The organism is Kitasatospora sp. NPDC059722 (assembly GCF_042733235.1).
GTDB lineage: Bacteria > Actinomycetota > Actinomycetes > Streptomycetales > Streptomycetaceae > Kitasatospora.
Genome location: NZ_JBHWGD010000013.1, coordinates 140,493 through 160,901, shown reverse-complemented (window position 1 = coordinate 160,901; position 20,409 = coordinate 140,493). Strand labels below are relative to the sequence as shown.

Below are 20,409 nucleotides of genomic sequence, written 5' to 3'. Positions count from 1 at the left end.
GCCTGCGGGGGGGCGCGGGGGGTCCGGCCCCGACCGCGGCGGGGGGGCGCACACCGGCGGGGGCCCCCCCGCGGCCCCCCCCCCCCCCCCCGGCTCCGTCATCCGGCCGGCTGCCGGGGATCAGACCATCCGCTGGTCGTACTTCGCCATGTGCTCCTGCAGCTCCTCAAGGCTGGGGTTGCGGCCGTTGGCCGTGAGGCGCTCCAGGCCGCGGAAGTAGTCCTCCCGGCTGAAGATCGGGTAGAACATGATCAGCAGGGTGGCGTCCTCCTTGCCCCGGTTGGTGAAGCCGTGCGGCGCACCCTTGGGGACGTAGGCGAAGGCACCGGGCTCGCCGACGACCTTCTCGTCGCCGATGGTGAACTCGATCTCACCCTTGACGACGTAGAACATCTCGGTGGACTGGTCGTGGATGTGCGGCGCGGCGCCGTTGGCCTCCGGGGCCATGTGGTGCTCGAAGAAGCCGAACTCCCCGTTGGACTGCTCGGTGGTCAGCTTGAAGTAGGTCTTCTTGCGGCCGTCGCGGATGCTCGCGAACTCGCCGCCACCGGCCGGAACATACAGGGGGATGGACATGTCTCTCCTCAGTGTGTTTCACAAGGGCCGGCCCGTCGGAAGGGCCGGGTCTTTCGGTGGTCGGTTGCTTCGGTGGTCAGGTGCCGCGGCGGTCGGTGGCCGCGGTGGTCAGGTGCCGTGGTGGTCGGTCGCCGCGGGGCTAGCCGGCCTCGGCCAGGGCGGCCTCTTCTTCCTTCGGGGCCCGGGCGTCCGCCTGGGCCTGCGCCCACCGGCCGATCGCCGGCGCGGCGAGGCCGCAGGCGGCGAACAGGGCGGCGAGCACGACCCACCCGACGGCCCCGGTCGTGACGACCAGGCTGACCAGGACCGGTGCGGCGATCTGCTGAACGGCCAGGCCGAGCCAGAAGACCGAGAGGTAGACGCCCTCCTGACCGGGCACCGCCAGCAGGTAGGAGGCGCCCCAGCCGCCGGCGGACTGCCACAGCTCGCCGCCGGTCAGGGCGACCATGGCCAGGAGCAGCACGCCGATCGCCAGGATGGCCGGGAGCTCGGGCGCCGCGGTCAGCAGCAGGCAGCAGATGGCGAGTGAGAACCCGGCACGGACCAGGGCCTTGGCCGCGCCGCCGATGGTGTCGGTCCCGCGGCTGGCCCGCACCTGGAGGGCGACCGCGAGGACGGTGTTGACCGCCACCAGCGGGGAGATCAGCGCGGACGACACGCCGGTGTGGCCGGTGATCCACATCGGGATGCCGATGCTCAGCAGGGTCATGTGCATCGTCAGCACCGCGTTGATCCCGGTGAACGACAGGAACGACCCGTCCCGCAGCACGCTCATCGAGAACCGCCGCCGCAGGCTCGACGCCGGCGCGTTCAGCACCGGGAGCCGGGAGGCCAGCAGGGCGAGCACCGCGAGCGTCGTGGCGTTCAGCAGCAGGATCCCAGTATACCCCGCCCGGGTATCGATCAACAGTCCGATCCCACCCGCGAGGGCGCCGACGGTGAAGCCGACGTTGCGGATCGACCGCAGGATCGCGATCATCTTGATCCGCTCGTCGCTCGACACCACCTGCCCCACCAGGGCCTGCTCCATCGGCGCGGCGGCCTTGTCCACCAGCCCCAGGACGCAGACCACGGCCAGGAATTCCCAGAGGTTCTGCACGAACGGGTACACCACGAAGCAGGCGCTGCGCCACAGGCTGACCCCGACCAGCACCTTCTTGGGGCCGATCCGGTCGGCGAGGATGCCGATCGGGATCGCCGTGCCGAGGGCGATGGTCGCGGACAGGGTCAGGCCGAGGCCGAGGTCGCCCTCGGACAGGCCCACCGACCTGGTGATGAAGGGCACCGACACGGACAGGAAGGCGCCCGTGCCGACCGCGTTGATCGTCGCCATGACGGCAAGGCGCCAGCCGACCGAGCCGCCCGGCATGGACCCGCGCAGGCCGCGGATGCGCTGCCACAGAACAGACATGTCGTTCCTCAGTCGGTTGCGATGCGAATGGCGGCGTCCGCGTCCAGCACGCGCCGGAGCGTGCCGTCCGCGTCCGGCCCGGTCACGATGACGTGCCCGGCGCGGTCCCAGGACGACGCCCACGGGCGGACCTCCTGGCCGACCACGACGTCCACCTCGGCGTCGTGCACGCCGGGCAGCGCCCTGGCCGTCTCCAGACCGGAGATCTCCGTGACGGTGCCCGGCTCGGCCGCCAGGAACCTGATCGCCGACGTCCGCCGGGACGTGTCGGGTAGGCTGACCGGCCGGCCGGCGAGCAGGTCGATCAGGGTCAGCCGGATCTTCGTGTCGTAGGCCAGGTCGACCAGGTCGATCAGGTAGTCGCCCGGGCAGCGGCCCGCGCACTCGACCAGCGTCGGGCCGTCCTCGGTGAGGATCCACTCGGCGTGCAGGATCCCGGTCCGGAATCCGGTGGACGCGACGAGCTGACGGATCGCCGTGGCGAACGCGGCCTGCGTGTCGTCGTCGAGCGGGGCGGGCAGCAGGTGGCCGAGCTCGACCGGGTGCGGCCCCTCGATCACCGACTTGGCGGTGACGTTCTCGAAGATGACCTCGCCGTCGCGCACCAGCGCCTCGATGCTGAACTCCGGCCCCTCCAGGCGCTCTTCGGCGAGGAAGCGCCAGCGCAGCTCGCGGTCGGGCACCTGCTCGTACTCCGAGGCGGACGAGGTCCGCTCCCAGGCCACCGCCGCACTGGCGGCGTCCACCGAGTCCAGCAGCTGCACGCCGACGCTCGCCTGCCGGTTCGCCGGCTTGACGACCACCGGGCCGTCCCCGGCGAAGTCGAGGATGTCCTCGGGCCCGAACACCTCCCGCCAGCGCGGGTTGCGCACGCCGCCGACGCCGGACACCTCGCGCAGCCGGGCCTTGTCGCGCAGCGCCTGCGCGGCCTCCTCGGTGGCGCCGGGCAGCCCGAGCTTCTCGGCCAGGGCGGCCGTCGCCGGGACGGCGTACTCCAGGCCGGGCACGACGGCGGCGACCGGACGCTCGGCGGCCAGCTCGACCGCCAGGTCCAGGGCCTCGGTCGACTGCTGGTAGCCGGCCGCGACGATGCGGTCCAGGCAGTCGAAGCGCGAGGCCGCGTCCTGCAGCTCCCGCTTGCGGATGATGTCGGGTTCCTCGATCACCACGACGGACCCGCTCGGGACCTTCCCGTCGATGGCGCGCAGGTACGCCGCGTTGTAGCCGACGAACACCACCTGTGCGTTCGGGTCGGGGGCGGTCATGCCAACCTCCTGGTTGCTGGAGCGGTTGCTGGAGCGGTTGCTGGAGCGGTTGCTGGGTGGGTTGCCGGGATGGTCGGCGGCTCGGCTGCCGGGGCGGAGCACCGACCGGGCACTGCGCGGCGATCCGTGCCGGGGCCGCGGCTCACGCGGGGGCCCCGACCGCGCCGGTGTGGCCGGCCGCGCGCGACGGCACGCCGTCCACGACGACCTCGACGGTGGCGAGCACCTCGGCGAGCCGGGCCCGCGCCTCCTCGGGGGAGGCGCCGGACACCACCACGTGCCCGTGCCGGCTCTTGGAGTCGCGGACCTCGGGGGCGGTGTCCCCGGGCCGCAGGCGGACGTTCAGCTCGTCGACGAAACCGAGCCGCTTCGCCTCCTCCACGCCGCGGAGCTCGTCGACCCGGCCGGACGGGAAGGTGAAGAAGTGGACCAGGGCCGTCGCGGTCGGGGCGGGCACCTCGGTCGGCGTGCCCGCCATGCTCGCGAAGACCGCCCGCTCGACGTCCAGGCCGGTGGCCAGCTGGACGAGCCGCGGGATGCGGTCGCCGCCCAGGCGGGCCTGCGACTCCACGATGCGCGGGCCGCGCGCGGTCAGGATGACCTCGGTGTGCGCCGGGCCGAACCGGTAGCCGCAGGCCGTGAGGAAGTCCGTGGTCAGCCGCTCGATCGCCGCGCGGTCGCCGTCGGACAGCGGCGCCGGATGGACGTGCCCGGCCTCCACGAACAGCGGCGGCGGGCCGAGCAGCTTCTCGGTGATGCCGACCACCTGGTGGCGGCCGTCCTCACTCAGCGTCTCGACGCTGAACTCGGGGCCGCGCAGGTACTCCTCGACCAGGAACGGGCCGTCGTAGCCGTACTCGTCGACCAGCGCGGTCCACGCCGCCAGGTCCTCCGGGCCCTGCCACAGGAACACGCCGCGGCTGCCGGCGAGCGCGGAGGGCTTGACCACCACCGGGTGGCCGATCCGCTCGACCGCGCCCGGTACCTCCCGGCGGGTCGGGGCGGCCTCGAAGGCCACGGGGGAGAGGCCGCGCCCGGCCAGCAGGTCGCGCATCGCGTGCTTGTCGGCCAGGTAGCGCACCGCCGACGCCGGGTTGAGCTCCGCCCCCAGCTCCTCGGCCACCTCGTACGCGGTGACCATCGTCTCCTCGCGGCCGATGTGGTACACCACCGAGGCGCCCTGCTCCTTCGCCACCTCGCGGATGGTGCGGCCGAGTTGCTCGTGGTCCTCGAAGTCGGCGAGGACGAAGAAGTCCGCGAGCCCGCGCACGTCGTCCAGGTACCCGGGGGACTCCAGGCGGGCGTCCCAGATCGCACCGACCCAGTAGCCCTCGGCCTGCGCCTTCTGGACGAACTGGCGGTACGGCATCACCATCAGCAGGCGCGGCCTGCCGTCGGTCCCGCTGCTCAACGGGCACCGTCCCCGGCAGCGGTGGCAGCGGTGGCAGCGGTGGCAGCGGTGGCGGCGGGCGCGGCGGGCGTCGACGCGGCCTCGCGGTTGAGCAGGCTCAGGTAGCGCTCGCCGGTGTCGGGCAGCAGGGTGACGATCCGCTTGCCCCGGAACTCCGGACGGCTCGCGACGACGCTGCTCGCGTGCACGACCGCACCGGCCGAGACACCGACCATGAGACCGGCCCGCAGGGCGAGTTCACGGGTGGTGCGCAGCGCGTCCGCGTCCGCGACCGGGATCACCTCGTCGATGAGCTCGCGGTCCGTCGTCGGCGCGATGAACCCGCCGTTGAAGCCGGGGATGCAGTGCGTGCCCGGCTCGCCGCCCGACAGCAGCGGCGAACCCGCCGGCTCCACCGCCACGATCCGCACCGCGGGGTTCTTCTCCCGCAGGTACTTGCCGGTCCCGCTCAGCGTGCCGCCGGTGCCTACGCCGCACACGAACACGTCGACCCGGCCCTCGGTGTCGGCCCAGATCTCCGGACCGGTCGACTCGTAGTGCGCCCGGACGTTGTCCGCGTTGTCGTGCTGGCAGCAGAACCACGAGCCCGGCGTCTGCTCGTGCAGCTCCTGGGCCTTGTCCACCGCCGCCTGGTAGCCGCCGGTGTGCGGGGTGCGCACCACCTCGGCGCCCAGCGACCGCAGCATCGTCACCCGCTCCTGGGTGGCGTTGTCCGGCAGCACGATGACGCAGCGGTAGCCGCGGGCCGCCGCCAGCGCCGCCAGCGAGATGCCGGTGTTGCCCGACGTCGCCTCGATCACGGTGCCGTCGCCCGGGGTCAGCTCCCCGCGCTCCTCGGCGGCCTTGAGCATCGACAGCGCGGCGCGGTCCTTGCTGCTGGACCACGGGTTGAACAGCTCCAGCTTCGCGAGCACCGCCGCCCCGGCCGGGGCGCCGTCCACGATCCGGTCCAGCGGCAGCTCCAGCAGCGGCGTGCCGCCGATCAGGTCCACCAGCGACCGCGCGACCGGGCGCGCCGCGACCGGCTCGGTGCGGATGATGATCTCGCGGGCGGCGGCCTCGGCGGTGCGCGCCGCGAGCTGCGCGCTCTCGGCGATCACCAGGACGTGACCGGCGCGGTCGCCGTTGCGGCGCACCTCGTGCAGGACGTCGCCGGGCTTCGGCTTGACGACGACCTCCTCCACGCCGGGCTGCGCGGCGGCACGGTCCTGGCCGCCGACGGACACGACCCGGCCGGCCGGGGCGGTCAGGTAGCGGATCGCGGCGCCGCCGACCGGCTTCGCCGGCACGACCTCGGCCGGCAGCGGCTCGCCCAGGTACTGGCGCGACACCAGCTCCAGCGAACGGATGCCGAGGGCGCGGTCGACCAGGTAGGTGATCTTCCCGCCGGCGGGCCGCGGGTTGATCTCCACGAGCTTCGGCCCGGACGGGGTCACCTTGATCTCGACGTGCGCCATGCCGAGGTCGAAGCCGACCGCGCGCAGGGACTCCACCGCGAGGTCGCCGATCGCGGCGACCGTCGCCTCCGGCAGGCTCGACGGGAAGCTGTGGCCCAGCTCGACGAAGTAGCCCTGGCCGGTCACGGACTTGTCGGTCACGCCGAGCACCACGAAGCGGTCGCCCTCGGCCAGCACCTCGACGCTGACCTCGGGGCCGGTGATGAACTCCTCGACCATCAGCTCGTGGTAGCGGCTCTGACCGCGGGTGTTCTCGACCCGTGACCGGATCAGCGCCACGTGCTCGGCCGCCTGCTCCGCCGTCTCCACCAGCCTCACGTCGGCGCTGCTGGTCTCGTCGGCCGGCTTCACCACGCACGGCAGGCCGATCTCGGCGGCGGCCGCGGCGGCCTCCTCCGGGGTCCGCACGGTGCGGAACGCGGGCATCGCCACGCCGAGTTCGGCACAGCGGCGGCGCATCAGCGCCTTGTTGCGGGCCGTCGCGACGCCGTCCACGCTCACCGTCGGCAGCCCGAGCAGGATCGCGACCTCGGCGGCCACGACCACGTCGTACTCGGCCAGCGTCAGGAACGCGTTGAACGGGTACTGCGCCGAGGCCGCGCGCACGTGGGGCATCAGCTCGTCGAGGACGTTCGTCTCGCAGTGCACGATCTCGTCGACGTACTTGTCGAAGTAGGCCGGGCCGCCCGGTACTTCGAGGTACCGGTCCAGGTCGCGGGTGAAGAAGGTCACGCGGCAGTCGAGTTCCTTGAGGATCTGCAGACCCTCGAAGCCGGAACCGGAGAGGTTGCTCTCCAGGACACCTACATGGATCACGTATGCCTCCGTTGGCATGCCGACCTGCGGTCCGGGGACCGGCGGTCGGGCTGACTTGCGGTCGGGCTGACTTGCGATGAATGGGGGGAGGGGAGGGGGAGGGCCGGGCGGCCGATGGGGAGCGGGCCGGGCGCTCGGGCGGGCTACCAGTACCCGGACGTCGCCAGGGTGCGCAGCAGCTGGGAGGTCTCCTCGGTGGGCGGCCGCTGCGAGACCTTCGCCGCCGGGGCCATCACCCGCGCACCGGCCGGCACGTCGGCCAGCACGAGGGCGCCGGCACCGATCAGCGCGTCGTCCCCGACTGTGACCGGGCCGAGCACGATCGCGTTCGTGCCGATCACCACCCGGTCGCCGACCACCGGGTGGCGGCGGGCACCGGGCTTGCGCCAGGAGTCCCGCCAGAACCCGACCGCGCCGAGCGTCACCTGGTGGAAGATCGTCACGTCGTCGCCGATCACGGCGGTCTCACCGATCACGACCGCCGCACCGTGGTCGATGAACACCCGCCGGCCCAGCCGGGCCCCCGGGTGGATCTCGATGCCGCCGGTCACGGCGCGCGCCACGTACGCCAGCACGCGTGCCGTCTGCCGGTGCCCCCCGGTGTGGAGGACGTGCGCCGCCCGGTGGGCCCACAGCGCCGGCAGGGCCGGGTGCAGGAGCGCTTCCTTCCGGGTGCGGATCGAAGGGTCCCGCTCGACGATCACGGCGAGGTCCTCCTTCGCCCTGGCGATCGTCCTACGCATGCCGTCCTCCGTCTGTCATGGCCTGCTCCCCGCTGCTCCGTCGGATGTGGTGGCCCGGCCCGGTGTCCGGTGTGACCGGTGTGGTGACCGGGCCCGGCGTCCGGCGCGGTGTCCGGTGTGGTGGCCGGGTCCGGCGTCCGGCGCGGTGTCCGGTGTGGTGGCCGGGCCCGGCGTCCGGCGCGGTGTCCGGTGTGGTGTCCGGGCCCGGCGTCCGGTGTGGTCGACGGGCTCAGTAGTTCGGGACCTTGACCAGCGTTCCGGTGCCCTCGACGATCTCCGGCAGGTAGACCCGCTCGTTCCAGGCCTCCTGCTCGACCGGCTCCAGGGCGATCGACACGGCGCCCTCGTCGACCGAGAACGCGGTCTTCACGGCGCTGGTGATCGCCTCGACCAGGTCGGAGATCTGCTGCGGGTCGAGATCGTTCGGGAAGTGCTTGATGTTGACGTGGGGCACGCCGGTGACCTTCCTCATGAGCCGTGCGGACTTGATCGCGGAGGTGAGTTCGTCGATTCCGCCGGAGCGGATCAGGCCGTAGTGGTCGGCCTTCAGCTGGGTGATCGTGGGGGCCTGCGCGGTCAGCGCGTAGCCCGAGTCGATGAACGAGGGCTGGTCCGCGTCCGCCCGGAACACCGTGACCGGTGCCGAGACGGTGCGCTCGGCCAGCTCCTCGGGGGCGTACTCGAACAGGAAGGTCCGCCACACCACGTCGGTGATCCGGCGCACCAGGTCGCGCTCCAGGTGCTCGAAGCGGCCGCAGACGAAGTCGACGAAGCTCGCCCCGTCGCGCGTCGCCGCGATGCACTCCTCCACCGCCGACTGCTCCAGGTTCCCGGAGAAGACGGAGTAGAGGATCGCGACGAACGTCGGGTCGGTGAAGCTGGCCGCCGCGTCGGCGGGCGCCTCCAGGTGCGCCTCCACCGGGGGCTTGCCCGGCGCCAGGAGGATCACCTCGTCGACCTGCTCGCCGGCGCGCTCCAGCTGGTAGGCCACCTCGAAGGCGACCCGGGCACCGAAGGAGTAGCCCCACAGCGTGTACGGGCCCTGCGGCTGGACCTCGCGGATCAGCTCGATGTCCCGGGCGACCATCTCGTCGAACGTCGGGTAGGCGGTCTCGCCGGCGTTGATGCCGTGGGCCTGCACGCCGAGGAACGGCGACGTCAGGCCGAGCCGGCTCGCCAGCAGGCGCAGGCTCATCGGGTAGCCGCCGAGCCCGGGCCAGCAGAACACCGGCCGGCGGCCCTCCTCCCCGGCACGCAGCCGCACCAGGCGCGACGACGCCGTCGACGGCTCGCGGTCCACCCGCCGGGCCAGCTCGGCGATGGTCGGCGCCTCGAACAGCACCTGCAGCGGCAGCCCCGCGCCGAGCTCCTTGTTGATCCGGCTGATCAGGTTGACCGCGGTCAGCGAGTGCCCGCCGGAGCCGAAGAAGTCGTCGCGGATCGAGACCCGCTCGTGCTTCAGCACCGTCCGCCACAGCGCCGCGATCGCCTCCTCGGTGGGCGTGCGCGGCAGCACCACCGGCGTATCGGTGTCGTCCACCGCCGCCTTGTCCAGCTCGCGCAGCGCCTGGTGGTCGACCTTGCCGTTCGGGGTGAGCGGGAAGGCGTTCAGCACGGTGACCCGGTTCGGCACCATGTACGGCGGCATCGCGTCGGCGAGGTTGTCCTTGACGATCTCGGCCGGCCCGCGCATGTGGACCGAGTCCTCCTTCATGCCCTCGCCGAGCCGCTGCTCCTCGCTGATGCGGCCGCCGACGGCGAAGTAGGAGGCGGTCTCCGCGCCGAGCCCGACGATCTCCGCGATGCGGCGGGCGGCCGACAGCGGGTTGCCGGTCTCCGAGCTGTAGCCGGAGGACATGAGGCCGAGGCCGACGTCGTTCATCTGCAGGCGCTGCAGCTCGCGGCCGAGGTCCGTGTAGCGCTGCCAGGGCTCGTCCGCGCGGCCGAGGATGCTGACCCCGAAGGCGGCGCGCTGGTACACCTCCTGGTTGATCGCGATGACGTGCTGCTTGCGCACCAGCTCGTCGGACACCTTGACCAGCTCGCCGTCCGCGTAGCGGTACTGGCCCGCGGGCAGGTCGGCGATCCGGCCGGGGTGGGCCTGCACGTAGAGCTCGACCGGGTCGGCGACGGCCGGGGCCGCGGCGCTCTCCACCTCGTAGGTGGCCAGGTAGTAGTCCTCGCCGGGGCAGCCCAGGAGGTCCTTGACGGCGGGCTCGCCGGCCCGGGCGGTGATCCGCAGGCCGTAGCCGGGCAGCACGTGGTCGAACAGGCCGACCATGTGACCGGCCTCGAACTGCAGGACCTCCTGGACGTTGTTGAGGTAGACCGCCTCGATGGCCGACCGGCTCCCGACGAAGTGGGCCTTCAGCCGCGGCTGCCCGGCGGGGGCCGGGGCGATGAGCACGAGGCTGTGGTCGACCGGGTGGAAGTAGTAGTAGCCCGGTTCGAGGCCCGCGACGCCCGACAGCTCCAGGTAGAGCTGGGTGGCGTACAGCGAACCCGGGGAGGCGTAGCCGTACTTGGGCAGCAGCCGCTCGGCGCTGGTGAACCGGCCGAAGTTGCGCAGCAGCGCGCCGAGTTCGGCCGGCGTGAGGGTGTCCGGTGTGCGGGGCGCGGACGCCGTCGCGCCGACCGGGCGGGCGAGCAGGTCCAGGACGTCGTCCCTGGTGACCTCGCCGCCCTCGTAGAAGCGGTACGTCTTGCGGGCGAACGCGGTGCGCCGCTGCTCGGGCGTCTCCTGGCGGCCCTCCAGCGCCACGGCCGGCAGGCCGGGCACCTCGCGCACGCCGAGGCCGGCGAGCTGCGCCTTGAGCTGCACCTTGCTCTTCTTCGACTGGTGGTGGGCGCCGTGGTTGCCCTGGTCCATCAGCGAGGCCTGGTTGGGGTCGAGTTCGATGAACGCGATGAGGTTGGCGCCGGTGCGCTGGTCGTTGCGGACCAGGACGGCGGCCCGCTTCACCCAGTCGTGGGACTCGATGGACACCTTGATCTCGTCCAGCTCGACCCGGAACCCGCGCAGCTTGACCTGGCTGTCGGTGCGGCCGAGGAACTGCACGGTGCCGTCGTCGTTCCAGCGGGTGAGGTCGCCGGTGCGGTACAGGCGGTCGTGGGCGGGGTCGTCGGAGAACGGGTTCGGGAGGAACCGTTCGGCCGTCAGGTCGTCGCGGTTCAGGTAGCCGCGGGCCACCTGGACGCCGGAGATGTACAGCTCGCCCGACTCGCCGGGCGCCACCGGCTTCCGGTCGTGGTCGAGGATGTGGAAGTCGAGGCCCCGCACCGGGTGCCCGATCGAGATGTGGTCCGGACCCTGGCGTACCGCGTCCCGGTCGACCTTGAGCGCCGAGGAGTTGATGGTGCACTCGCTCGGGCCGTACAGGTTGATCAGGTCACAGTCCGCCAGCGCGTCGAAGACCTCGACCGCGAGGCTCTTGGTGAGCGCCTCGCCGCCGCTGAAGATCTGCGTCAGGGACGTGCAGTCCGGCAACCGGCCACTGTCCACCAGGGCCTGAATGAGCGTCGGGACACCCTGAATGGTCGTCACCTCGTGGGCGGTGATCAGGTCGAGCAGGCCGTTGGGGTCCGCGTAGACCCCGCGCTCGCTCATCACCACGCTCGCGCCGCAGGCGGGCGCGAGGATCTCCCACTGGGCCGCGTCGAAGCTCAGCGGCGTCTTCTGCAGCACCGTCCGGGTCCGGTCGAGGCCCTGCTCGTCGGCCATCCAGCGCATCTGGGCGACGATGCTGTGCTGCTCGACGCCGATGCCCTTCGGGTTGCCCGTGCTCCCGGAGGTGTAGATGACGTACGCGAGGTCGTCGCCCCGGGTGGGGCGGCGGGCTTCTGCGGCGGGGATGGCCGTGTCCGTGCCGGTCTCGTCCGTGCCGGTCTTGTCCGTGCCGGTCTTGTCCGGGCTGCCGAAAGCGCCGGCGGCCGCCTCGGCGAGGGTGATGATCCTCGTTTCCGGCGGTGCCATCGCGGCCAGTCTGGATGTCAGCGCCGCGTCGGCCAGGATGACCTTCGTGCGCGAGTCCACCACCATGTACCGAACGCGTTCGTCCGGATACTCGGGTGACAACGGCAGATATGCGGCGCCGGCGTGCAGCACGCCCCACACACTGGCCATCAGATCGACCGACGGTTCCATGTAGATGCCGACCGGCTCGTCCGGCCGTACGCCGAGTTGCCGCAGGTGGTCGGCGATGTGCTCGCTATGGTCGCTGAGCTGCTGGAAGGTCAGTCGCTCGGTGCCGCAGGAAACGGCGGTCCGGTCGGGCTGGACGAGCGCGGCCGCGCGCAGCATGTTCGAAAGAGTCAATTCCTCGGACCCCGTGAATATCGCCATCATTCCTCGAATTCGTCATTCTTCGAGCACATAGCCGACAAGGGTGCATGCCAAATAAGGCCGACGTCATAAAATGCGGGCGCGGCCGACCGCCTGTTGTCGCGACGCACGGACCCGGCGAAGAGGGCATGCGAAAGCGCGCCAACAGGATGCCAAAAAAAGAATTACGTGGGCATGACACTAGCTCGAACAGTCGCGGTCTCTAAGGCAGTTCCCGTGACCGCGCGGCGTCCAGCTGCTGCTCAGGCTGAAACGGATCGCGTACAACAGAGGTTCGGACGCTCCCCCGCGCCCACTTCAAGACACAACACTACGCCTCCCCCTCGACAGTTGATGGCCGGCAAGTGAATAGTCGGATCCGTGGTGGTTGCATCCGCTATCCGGGCCGGTCAAACGTCCCCCGTCGGCCGTGACTATAAAACCGGAAGACTCGTGTTGTAAATCCCCGGAGACGCTCCGTGGTCGGCCTTGGCGGATCGCCCGTGTGCAGCTCAAGCCCGGCGAGCTGCGCGGATGCCGCGCCCGGGACGCCCCTGCGGTGGGTGTCTGCAGTGTGACCGTCCGGAGCCGTTTGCCATGGTCATGGGGGATGGCCGTCGGCCGCCGGGGATGGTCAGGGGCCCCTCCGGGGTGGTCGCGACGCGCCTTCCGCGCTGCGGAATCCTCTTACGCGCAGTCGTGATTCGATGACTTTCCGTCAGGATTTTACCGGCTCAAAAGCCCATGTGTGATCGTCACCACATTCGTTGAATGGTGGCCGATCCATCCGAGTGGCCCCGCATTGCCTTGGCGGTTTCTTGATGGCCGTGATGATTGCGCCATGCTGATTGCCGTGGAGGCAAGTGCCGGCGGGGTGTCGGCGGGCTATCCGGTGGGCCGGATTGACTGCCGGTCAGATGTTGAGCATGTACATGCTTGATCCTGCCCTGGAGGGGAGGGATTCACCCAATGTTGGTCTGGCGCAACAGTTTTGAAACGCAGTCGGGTGGAGGGTGCTGGGGTGGCGGCGATGGCGGGGGCGATGGCGGGGGCGGGGGTGATGGCGATGCCGGGGGCGATGGCGGGGGCGGGGGCGATGCCGGGGGTGATGGCGGTGATGGTGGCGGCGATGGCGCGGGAGGGGGCGGTGCTGGGGTGGCGGGTGGTGCCGCGGTGGCGGGTGGCTCCGGGGAGGGTGCGGCCCTCTGCTCGCTGGCCTGCCCTGCCGCCGCTCGCGAACGGGGAGTGTTCGCCGTGGCGCGCGGGAGTGGGCGAGAGGTCGCGAGGCTCCGGGGCGGTGGCGGTGGCGGTGGCGGTGGCGGCTGCGGGGGCGGTGGCCGTGAGGGCTACTGGGTGAAGGGGGTGGGTGTCGGCGCGTGTCGGCTCGAACGCCGGAGGTCGCTGAGACCCGATCACCGCCATCCCTCCTCGCCCTTGTGGCACTGTCGCTATTGCAAGTTACTCGCAATAGCGAGTTGGGTGCAATCGTTGACCCCTCGATGGAGGGTGTCGATGCGGGGTGTGCTCGCTCCTGCCGTGCTCGGTGTGCGCGACGGTGCTGTGGTGCCGCGGTGCTGTGGTGCCGTAATGGTGTGCGGCGGTGCCGTGCGGGACGGAGTGCGATGGACGTGGGACGCGCTGGCGCGAGGTGGCGGCCCGCCGGGTGCGGCGGCGCTTGGCGCGGATGCGGCCCGTGTCGGCGGCGAGCGCGTCGAGGTGTCTGGCGATGTGCGGCGGTCGGAGATGTGGGGCGCGGCGCTGCGACGGTGCGGTGCCGTGGTGTGCGGTGGTGCGTGAACGTGAACGCGGCCCGTACGAGGTCGACGGGCGGCGGGTGCAGCGGCGGTGCGGCGTGCGGCGTGCGGTGGCGCGGCGTACAGCGTGCGGTGCGGCCTTCAGTGGCGCTCGGCGCGGGTGTGGTCCGCGTGGGGCCGGCGTACGACGGCCGGTGCGGTGGTCCGGGTCGGCTCGTGCGTACGTTTTCGCCTGCGGGATGGCAGGGCGCGGCGGCGCTTGGCGCGGTGAGCGCGGGAAGGGCCGCGGGCGGTACGGGTCGAACGGTGTGGAACCGGCGCCTCCGCCGACGGCGCAGGTTAGGCGCACTCTCGGCGGACGGGGCCGCGACCGCTCGCCGGTGAGGCGATGGGGCCGGGCCGTTGGCTCAGGTTAGGGACCGGTGGTCCGGTCGTCAACGGGGTTGGCGGAAACGCGGCAGAAAAATATGACGTGGCATCAACTTGCCTCAGGGGTTGCGCGACTGGCGGCCGAGCGCTGCTCGACGTAGGCGAGCCGGTCGGCGAACACCCGGGCCGCGTCCGGGGTGAGCGTCCGCAGGGCGACGAGCGCGGCGAACACGACGTCGCAGAGCTCGTGCTGGACGTCCTCCCAGCCGTGGGTGACCCCCTTGCGCGGGTTCTGGCCGGTGGCGCCGATCACCGCGGCCCCGACCTCGCCGACCTCCTCGGAGACCTTGAGGATCCGCAGCAGGCGCTCCTCCTGGGGCGACTGCGTGCCGTTCGCGTCGAGCCAGGCGACCAGGTGGTCGACGCTCTCCCAGATCCTGCTGTCCATGCGGCGCTGCTCCCGTCGCTCCCGTGCGGTGTCGTTGGTGCTGCCACCGTACGGGAGCGGCGGAGCGCCACCCGGGCTGCGGGCCGTCAGCGGTCGCTGATCTTCACGTGGCGGATGTCCACCGGCAGGGTGGGGTAGCCGTCGCCGGGCCCGTTCTGGTCGTCCTCGCCGCCCGCGGCGATCTTCTGCAGGACGTCCAGGCCCGCGGTGACCCGGCCGAACGGGGTGTAGGCGGGGGAGAGCTTGGTGTCCTTCCAGACGAAGAAGAACTGGCTGCCGTTGGTGTTCGGCCCGGCGTTGGCCATGGCCACGGTGCCGGCCGGGTAGGTGGCGCCGGTCAGGTTCTCGTCGGGGAAGGAGTAGCCGGGGCCGCCGCTGCCCGTTCCGGTCGGGTCGCCGCACTGGAGGACGTAGATCCGCTGGGTGGTGAGACGGTGGCAATGGGTGCCGTCGAAGTAGTCGTTCTCGGCCAGGAACCGGAACGAGAACGTGGTGCAGGGGGCCTTGTCGGTCAGCGCCTCGAAGGTGATCCGGCCCTGGTTGGTCCGCAGGGTCGCACTGTAGGGCTCGGCGGCCTCCTCGGGGTCGAAGGCCGGGATGCCCTTGAAGTTGTCGGCCGGAACGGCCGGGGTGTAGGTGCAGGCGGCGCTCGGGGCCGGCGAGGGGGTGTCCGCCACGGCGGTGCCGGTGCTCGCGACGAGCGGGAGGACGGTGGCGGCGGCGACCAGCGCCCACTGCTTGCGCTTCACGTGACGGGCCTTCCGGGGGGTGGTGGACGGCAGGATTGTCATGGAGGCATCATCCACGGGCCGGTGGGGTTCCGGTAGGGGGCGGTGTGGCTCCGGTTTCGGTGGCGGCTGCTGCGCCGACACGGTGCTGGTGCGGCGTCAATTTTCATTCGGGGTTTGATGGTTGGTCGCTGGCGGATCGACGGTCGGGGGCGCGGCGGTGTGGGGCGCGGTGCTGTGGGGCGCGGTGGCATGGGGCGTCGCGGTTAGGGTTGCGGTGGCGCGGGGCGTTGCGGTTCGGCTCGCGGGGGCGGGGGCGGGGGCGGGGGCGAACAAGCCGGCGCGGGCCGCCAGGGCGGCGGCGTCCGCGGCCCGCTCGGCGGTGAGGGCATCGAGCGGCTCGCCGGTGACGAACAGGCGGTAGTAGAGCGGGGCGGTCGCGGCCCGGACCACCTCGGCACCGTCCGTGCCGGCGGGCAACTCGCCCCTGGTGACGGCTCGTTCGGCCACCTCGGCGGCCTGTTCGTGGCGGGCCGCGAAGAAGGCGCGGAGGGCGGCTGCCCCGGTGTCGGAGCGCTGGGCGGCCGCGATCAGCGCCGTGGGGGTCTGGCCGAGCTCGGGGTCGGTGAAGACGGCGAACACCTCATGGGTGATCCGGCGGAGGTCCTCGCCGAGGTCCCCGGTGTCCGGCAGAGGCCAGGGCTGGTCGGCGGAGGCGGTCAGGGCGTCCGCGACCAGTCCGTCCACTCCGCTCCAGCGCCGGTAGAGGGTCGCCTTGTGGACGCCGGAGCGGGCTGCGACCGCCTCGACGGTGAGGCCGTCGTACCCCTTCTCGGTGACCTCGGCCAGCGTGGCCGCGACCACGTCGGCCCGCACCCGGGCGCTCCGGCCGCCGGGGCGGGCGGCCGGCGTGCGCAGGGTCGCAGTGTCCGGGGCCGGGGTTGAGGTTGGGGTCTCGGGAATCTCGCTCAAAGTCGACTCCAGTCGCGTTAATGCTTGCCGGGCCGGTGTGGCCGTGCCATGCTCATCGTAATGCGACGGGAGTCGCATTACGAGAGGAGCTCACATGCCCGCCGTGACCACCCCCGACCCGACCGCCCTCCACCCCCTCCCCGGCCACGACCGCGTCGTCCTGCTGCGCCCCCTCGTCAAGGACCCCAGGATCGAGGTCGGCGAGTACACCTACTTCGACGACCCCGACGGAGCCACCCGCTTCGAGGAACGCAACGTCCTCTACTCCCACGGACCCGAACGCCTGGTGATCGGCAAGTACTGCGCCCTCGCCACCGGCACCCGCTTCCTCATGGCCGGCGCCGCCCACCCGGCCATCGGCGTCTCCACCTTCCCGTTCACGATGTTCGGCGGCAGCTGGACCGAGCAGACCCTCGACATCGTCACCGCCCTCCCCAGCCGGGGTGACACCCACGTCGGCAACGACGTCTGGTTCGGCTACGGCGCCACCGTCCTGCCCGGCGTGCGCATCGGCGACGGAGCGATCATCGCCGCCGGAGCCCTCGTCACCTCCGACGTCGACCCCTACACCGTCGTCGGCGGCAACCCCGCCCGCCTGATCCGCCGCCGCTTCCCCGACGCCGACATCGAGCTCCTCCTGCGCGCGGCCTGGTGGGACTGGCCCGTCGACCTCGTCACCGCACACGTGCGCACCATCATGTCCGGCACCCCGGCCGACATCGCCGCGATCGCCGAGGACCGCGGCCTGCTCGCAGCCTGACCCGCGGCCCGGCTCCCCCTGCTCACCGGCGGCGGACTCCGCCCACCCGCCCTCAGTGGCGTCCCGGTGCTCGGCGCAGCCGCCGTCGGCTCCGCGTACGTGCCGGCGATGGTCCGCTCCCGGGCCGTCCGGAACACCGACGCGCTGGCCGTGACCTGGGGGCAACCCGCCACCGCCACCGGGGTGTTCGCAGTGGCCGCGCTGTCCGTCGGCCCCGCGCCGTGGACCGCCGCCTCGTACGGGCCGGCCCGGTGGGCCTGGCTGCTGCTTCTGTCCTTGTTCTGCACGCTGTTCTCCTTCTTCCTCCAGATGTGGGCCGCGCGGGCCACACCGCCGTCCTGGGGGAGCCTGCTGCTTGGCACCCAACTGCTCCGGGCCGCCGTCTTCGGCATCACCATTGCCGGGAACCGGATGGGCCCGCTCGCACCCTTCGGCGGAGTCCTGGCGCTCGTCGTGACCGAGTGGGGCCGGCGCACCGCCCTCGTGCCGCGCCCGGCCGCGGGGGAGAGGGAGGGAGCGCCCGACGCGGCGGCGCCGAGCCCGGAACCGGCCCGGGGCTGACCCGCTGCCCGCGTCATCGGTGCCACCGCACCGTCCGGCGGGCGTAGTCGATGGCGACCGCGCCGAGCAACGGGCCCCACGCGACCAGGGGCAGATAGGCGAGCGTCATCACGACGGCGGCGACGCCGTGCGGCGAATCCGCCTCGGCCAGGTTCCGCGCCCACCCGCCGAACAGCGCCGTCGCCCCCAGGTCGGTGAGTATCGCCGAACCGAGCAGGGCCGGCACGACGGCGGCGAGCGGCCGGATCCGGCGGCCGCCCAGCAGCGGAACCCACCTGGGCGCCACCAACCCCCAGGGCCGGACCAGGCCCAGGGTCAGGAAGGCCAGTGCCTCGGCCAGGAGGCTCAGCACCACGCAGTAGACCGTGCCCCAACCCGGCTGGTGCGCGTCGAACGCCGCGGCCGTCGCACCGCTGAAGCCGACCGGGGCGCCGAAACCGAAGGCGATCCGCCACAACCCCGAGGGGACGGTGGAGAGGACGGCGGCCTTGGCGGCGAACCGGGCCCAGCGCGGGGCGGGCGGGACGTCCGGGGCGGCGACCGGAGCCCGGTGGGCGGTGCTGCGGGCGTTGATCACGAGCTTCGACACGAGGGTGCCTCCCTTCGGCACCGACCCCCGTGGCCGGTGCGACGACTCAAGACTGGAGGCCCGCCAGGGGTCCGCAACAGCTGCCGATCGGCAGGTTCTCCCTGCTCAACCGGCCTGCGAAATATGCCGATCGGCACAGGCGCACCGCCTCGGCGGCGTCGTAATGTGACGGCAGTCGAAGAGCCGAGGAGAGGTGGTGACGATGACTCAGATCCTGTCCGGGGTCGTCCTGGTCCTGGCACTGCCGGCCTGGGCGGCGCGGGGGCGGTACGGGGCCGCGGCCGTGACCATGGCACTCGGAGCGGCGTCGCTCGTGGTCACGTTCGCCGTCTGGCTCCTCGGCCGGTGGGCGGAGGGCGATCGCTGGGCCGGGCTGGCCGGCCTGGTCGAACTGGCCGTCCTGCTCCTGGCGGTGGTCGTCGGCCTGCGCACCGAGGACGGGCCGCGCTGCGCGGTCGCGGCCTGGACGGCCTGCGGCGCCGTCGCTCTCTGGCTGACCCGTTTCGCGTTCCTCGAAGGCCCGGGGGACGTGCTCACGGTCTTCGGCTTCGGCTCGATGCTCTCGCTGCCGGCCGTCCTGATCGGGCTCTACCTGCGGGGCCTGGACGAGGGACGCGCCAACGCGGTGGTCGAGGCCAGGCGCGCCCAGCGGCTCGAACTGGCCCACGACCTCCACGACTTCGTGGCGCACGACGTCAGCGGCATGGTCGCCCAGGCCCAGGCCGGGGCGTACCTGGCCGGGATCGATCCGGCCCGGGCGGCCGAGATGTTCCAGCGAATAGAGCAGGCCGGGCAGCGGGCCCTGGCCTCGCTGGACCGGACGGTGCAGCTGCTGCGCAGCGAGGAGGGAGGCGGCCGGGCCCCGCAGCCCGGACTCCTCGAACTCGCCGAGGTGGCCGCGCGGTTCACCGCGACGGGCGGCGCCGAGGTCACGCTGGAGCTGCCGGAGGAGCCGGTGCCGCGCGAGGTGGAGGGCACCGTCCACCGGATCGTGGTCGAGTCCCTGACCAATGTCCGGCGACATGCTCCGGCCGCGCGGGCGGTCGAGGTGCGGGCCCGCCGTACCGGTGGACGGCTGGAGCTGACGGTGACCAACGACGGCCGGAACCCGGGCCAGGCCGGGCGGCCGCGCCATGGCGGCGGCAGCGGACTGCCGGGGTTGGTGGCCCGGGTCGAGGCCCTCGGCGGCTCGCTGGAAGCGGGCCCGCACGAGACGGAGACCTGGCGGGTGACGGCGGTGCTGCCGTTGGAGGAAGCCGGCACGGGGCCGGCGTGATCGTGGAGACCGACGCGGGTCGGCAACGGGGAGGTACGGGAATGGGCAGTAGCGCAGGGCCGGTCCGGATCCTGATCGCGGACGACCAGGCGGATGTCCGGAGCGCGTTCCGGATGATCCTGGACGTCCAGCCGGACATGGTGGTGGTGGCGGAGGCCGCGGACGGCGCCGCAGCGGTGGCGGAGGCACGGAGGCTGCGACCGGACGTGGTGCTCGCGGACATCCGGATGCCGAAGCTCGACGGGCTGGAGGTGACCCGGCAGCTGGCCGACGAGTGCAAGGTGATCGTGGTGACCACCTTCGACCTGGACGACTACGTGCACACGGCACTGCGGTACGGGGCGGCCGGGTTCCTGCTGAAGCGCTCGGGGCCGGTGCTGCTGATCGAGGCGGTGCGGGCCGCGATGGCCGGGGACGCGTTGATCAGCCCACAGATCACCGTCCGGCTCCTGAAGCACATGGCGCTTCCGGGCGCGGAGCCGAAGCCGGGCCCGGGCGCCGCGGCCGCTGCAGCGGCACTGACGACGGTCGGCCCGGCCGAGGAACTGACCACGAGGGAAAGGGAGATCGCGGAACTGGTGGCGGACGGCGCGACGAATGCCGAGATCGGAGCAGGACTGTTCATTTCACCGGGCACGGTGAAGAACCACCTCGCCAACATCCAGCGCAAGCTCGATGCCCGTAACCGGGTGGGCATCGCGGCGTGGGTCTGGGAACAGGCAGCCGGCATCCGGTAGCCGGGGCCGGGGCCGGGGCCAGAGGCAGAGGCAGAGGCGAGGGCGCAAGGGCGCAAGGGCGCAAGGGCGCAAGGGCGCAAGGGCGAGCGGGGCACGGGAGCGCGGGACGCGGGCCCGGGGCAGAGGGAGCGCGCGGAGGTCGGGGTGCCGCGGCCCCTGCGGCATCGGCGCGTGCGCCCCCGGCGGGCCGGGGCGAGAGTCCCGCGCGGGCCGCG

At 72.4% G+C, this 20,409-nt stretch carries 15 protein-coding genes and 1 pseudogene; 4 read left to right on the top strand and 12 right to left on the bottom strand.

Annotated elements, in window-relative coordinates:
* Positions 1-120: 120 nt before the first annotated feature.
* The 11 genes and pseudogenes from ACFV4F_RS11635 to ACFV4F_RS11585 all read right to left on the bottom strand — a co-directional run bounded on the left by ACFV4F_RS11635 (position 121) and on the right by ACFV4F_RS11585 (position 16,271).
* Positions 121-576: a cupin domain-containing protein gene (locus ACFV4F_RS11635; RefSeq protein WP_380439999.1), complete on the bottom strand. Its 456-nt coding sequence runs from the start codon at positions 574-576 to the stop codon at positions 121-123.
* 139 nt (positions 577-715) lie between these two features.
* A complete protein-coding gene (locus ACFV4F_RS11630) occupies positions 716-1,987 on the bottom strand; it encodes an MFS transporter (protein ID WP_380440001.1) in 1,272 nt (423 codons plus the stop codon).
* Positions 1,988-1,995: 8 nt separating this feature from the next.
* Positions 1,996-3,252 (bottom strand): ATP-grasp domain-containing protein, encoded by a 1,257-nt coding sequence (locus ACFV4F_RS11625; RefSeq protein ID WP_380501746.1) that lies wholly within the window; start codon positions 3,250-3,252, stop codon positions 1,996-1,998.
* Between the two features lie 142 nt (positions 3,253-3,394).
* Positions 3,395-4,663, bottom strand: a complete 1,269-nt coding sequence (locus tag ACFV4F_RS11620; protein WP_380501744.1) for an ATP-grasp domain-containing protein — start codon at positions 4,661-4,663, stop codon at positions 3,395-3,397.
* Complete coding sequence (locus ACFV4F_RS11615) at positions 4,660-5,655, bottom strand: PLP-dependent cysteine synthase family protein (protein ID WP_380501758.1); 996 nt, start codon at positions 5,653-5,655, stop codon at positions 4,660-4,662. Before ACFV4F_RS11615 ends, ACFV4F_RS11620 begins: the two co-directional genes overlap by 4 nt.
* A 45-nt stretch (positions 5,656-5,700) precedes the next feature.
* Positions 5,701-6,579: pseudogene (locus ACFV4F_RS11610) on the bottom strand (ATP-grasp domain-containing protein); the annotation flags it as partial.
* A gap of 500 nt (positions 6,580-7,079) precedes the next feature.
* Positions 7,080-7,679, bottom strand: coding sequence for a serine O-acetyltransferase EpsC (gene epsC / locus ACFV4F_RS11605; RefSeq protein ID WP_380440007.1), 600 nt, complete (start codon positions 7,677-7,679; stop codon positions 7,080-7,082).
* Between the two features lie 229 nt (positions 7,680-7,908).
* Complete coding sequence (locus ACFV4F_RS11600; RefSeq protein ID WP_380501742.1) at positions 7,909-11,979, bottom strand: amino acid adenylation domain-containing protein; 4,071 nt, start codon at positions 11,977-11,979, stop codon at positions 7,909-7,911.
* 2,253 nt (positions 11,980-14,232) lie between these two features.
* On the bottom strand, positions 14,233-14,571 hold the full coding sequence (locus tag ACFV4F_RS11595) for a MazG-like family protein (RefSeq protein ID WP_380440011.1): 339 nt from the start codon (positions 14,569-14,571) through the stop codon (positions 14,233-14,235).
* Between the two features lie 86 nt (positions 14,572-14,657).
* Positions 14,658-15,362, bottom strand: coding sequence for a peptidylprolyl isomerase (locus ACFV4F_RS11590; protein ID WP_380501740.1), 705 nt, complete (start codon positions 15,360-15,362; stop codon positions 14,658-14,660).
* Between the two features lie 96 nt (positions 15,363-15,458).
* Entirely contained in the window at positions 15,459-16,271 is an 813-nt protein-coding gene (locus tag ACFV4F_RS11585) for a TetR/AcrR family transcriptional regulator (RefSeq protein ID WP_380501738.1), read from the bottom strand.
* A gap of 94 nt (positions 16,272-16,365) precedes the next feature.
* Between ACFV4F_RS11585 and ACFV4F_RS11580 the strand changes: the two genes are divergently transcribed.
* Together ACFV4F_RS11580 and ACFV4F_RS11575 are read left to right on the top strand one after the other, a co-directional pair.
* Entirely contained in the window at positions 16,366-17,031 is a 666-nt protein-coding gene (locus tag ACFV4F_RS11580) for a CatB-related O-acetyltransferase (RefSeq protein WP_380501736.1), read from the top strand.
* Between the two features lie 66 nt (positions 17,032-17,097).
* On the top strand, positions 17,098-17,592 hold the full coding sequence (locus ACFV4F_RS11575) for an EamA family transporter (RefSeq protein ID WP_380501734.1): 495 nt from the start codon (positions 17,098-17,100) through the stop codon (positions 17,590-17,592).
* Positions 17,593-17,605: 13 nt separating this feature from the next.
* Here the strand turns inward: ACFV4F_RS11575 and ACFV4F_RS11570 are convergent, their stop codons facing one another.
* The gene (locus ACFV4F_RS11570; protein WP_380501732.1) at positions 17,606-18,181 is read right to left on the bottom strand and encodes a hypothetical protein; all 576 of its coding nucleotides are present in this window, start codon (positions 18,179-18,181) and stop codon (positions 17,606-17,608) included.
* Positions 18,182-18,383: 202 nt separating this feature from the next.
* On the opposite strand from ACFV4F_RS11570, the gene ACFV4F_RS11565 reads away from it, so the two are divergent.
* Positions 18,384-19,457 carry a sensor histidine kinase gene (locus ACFV4F_RS11565; protein WP_380501756.1) on the top strand — a complete coding sequence of 358 codons (1,074 nt, stop codon included), beginning with the start codon at positions 18,384-18,386 and terminating at the stop codon, positions 19,455-19,457.
* A gap of 41 nt (positions 19,458-19,498) precedes the next feature.
* Positions 19,499-20,194, top strand: a complete 696-nt coding sequence (locus ACFV4F_RS11560; protein WP_380440021.1) for a response regulator — start codon at positions 19,499-19,501, stop codon at positions 20,192-20,194.
* Positions 20,195-20,409: the final 215 nt, after the last annotated feature.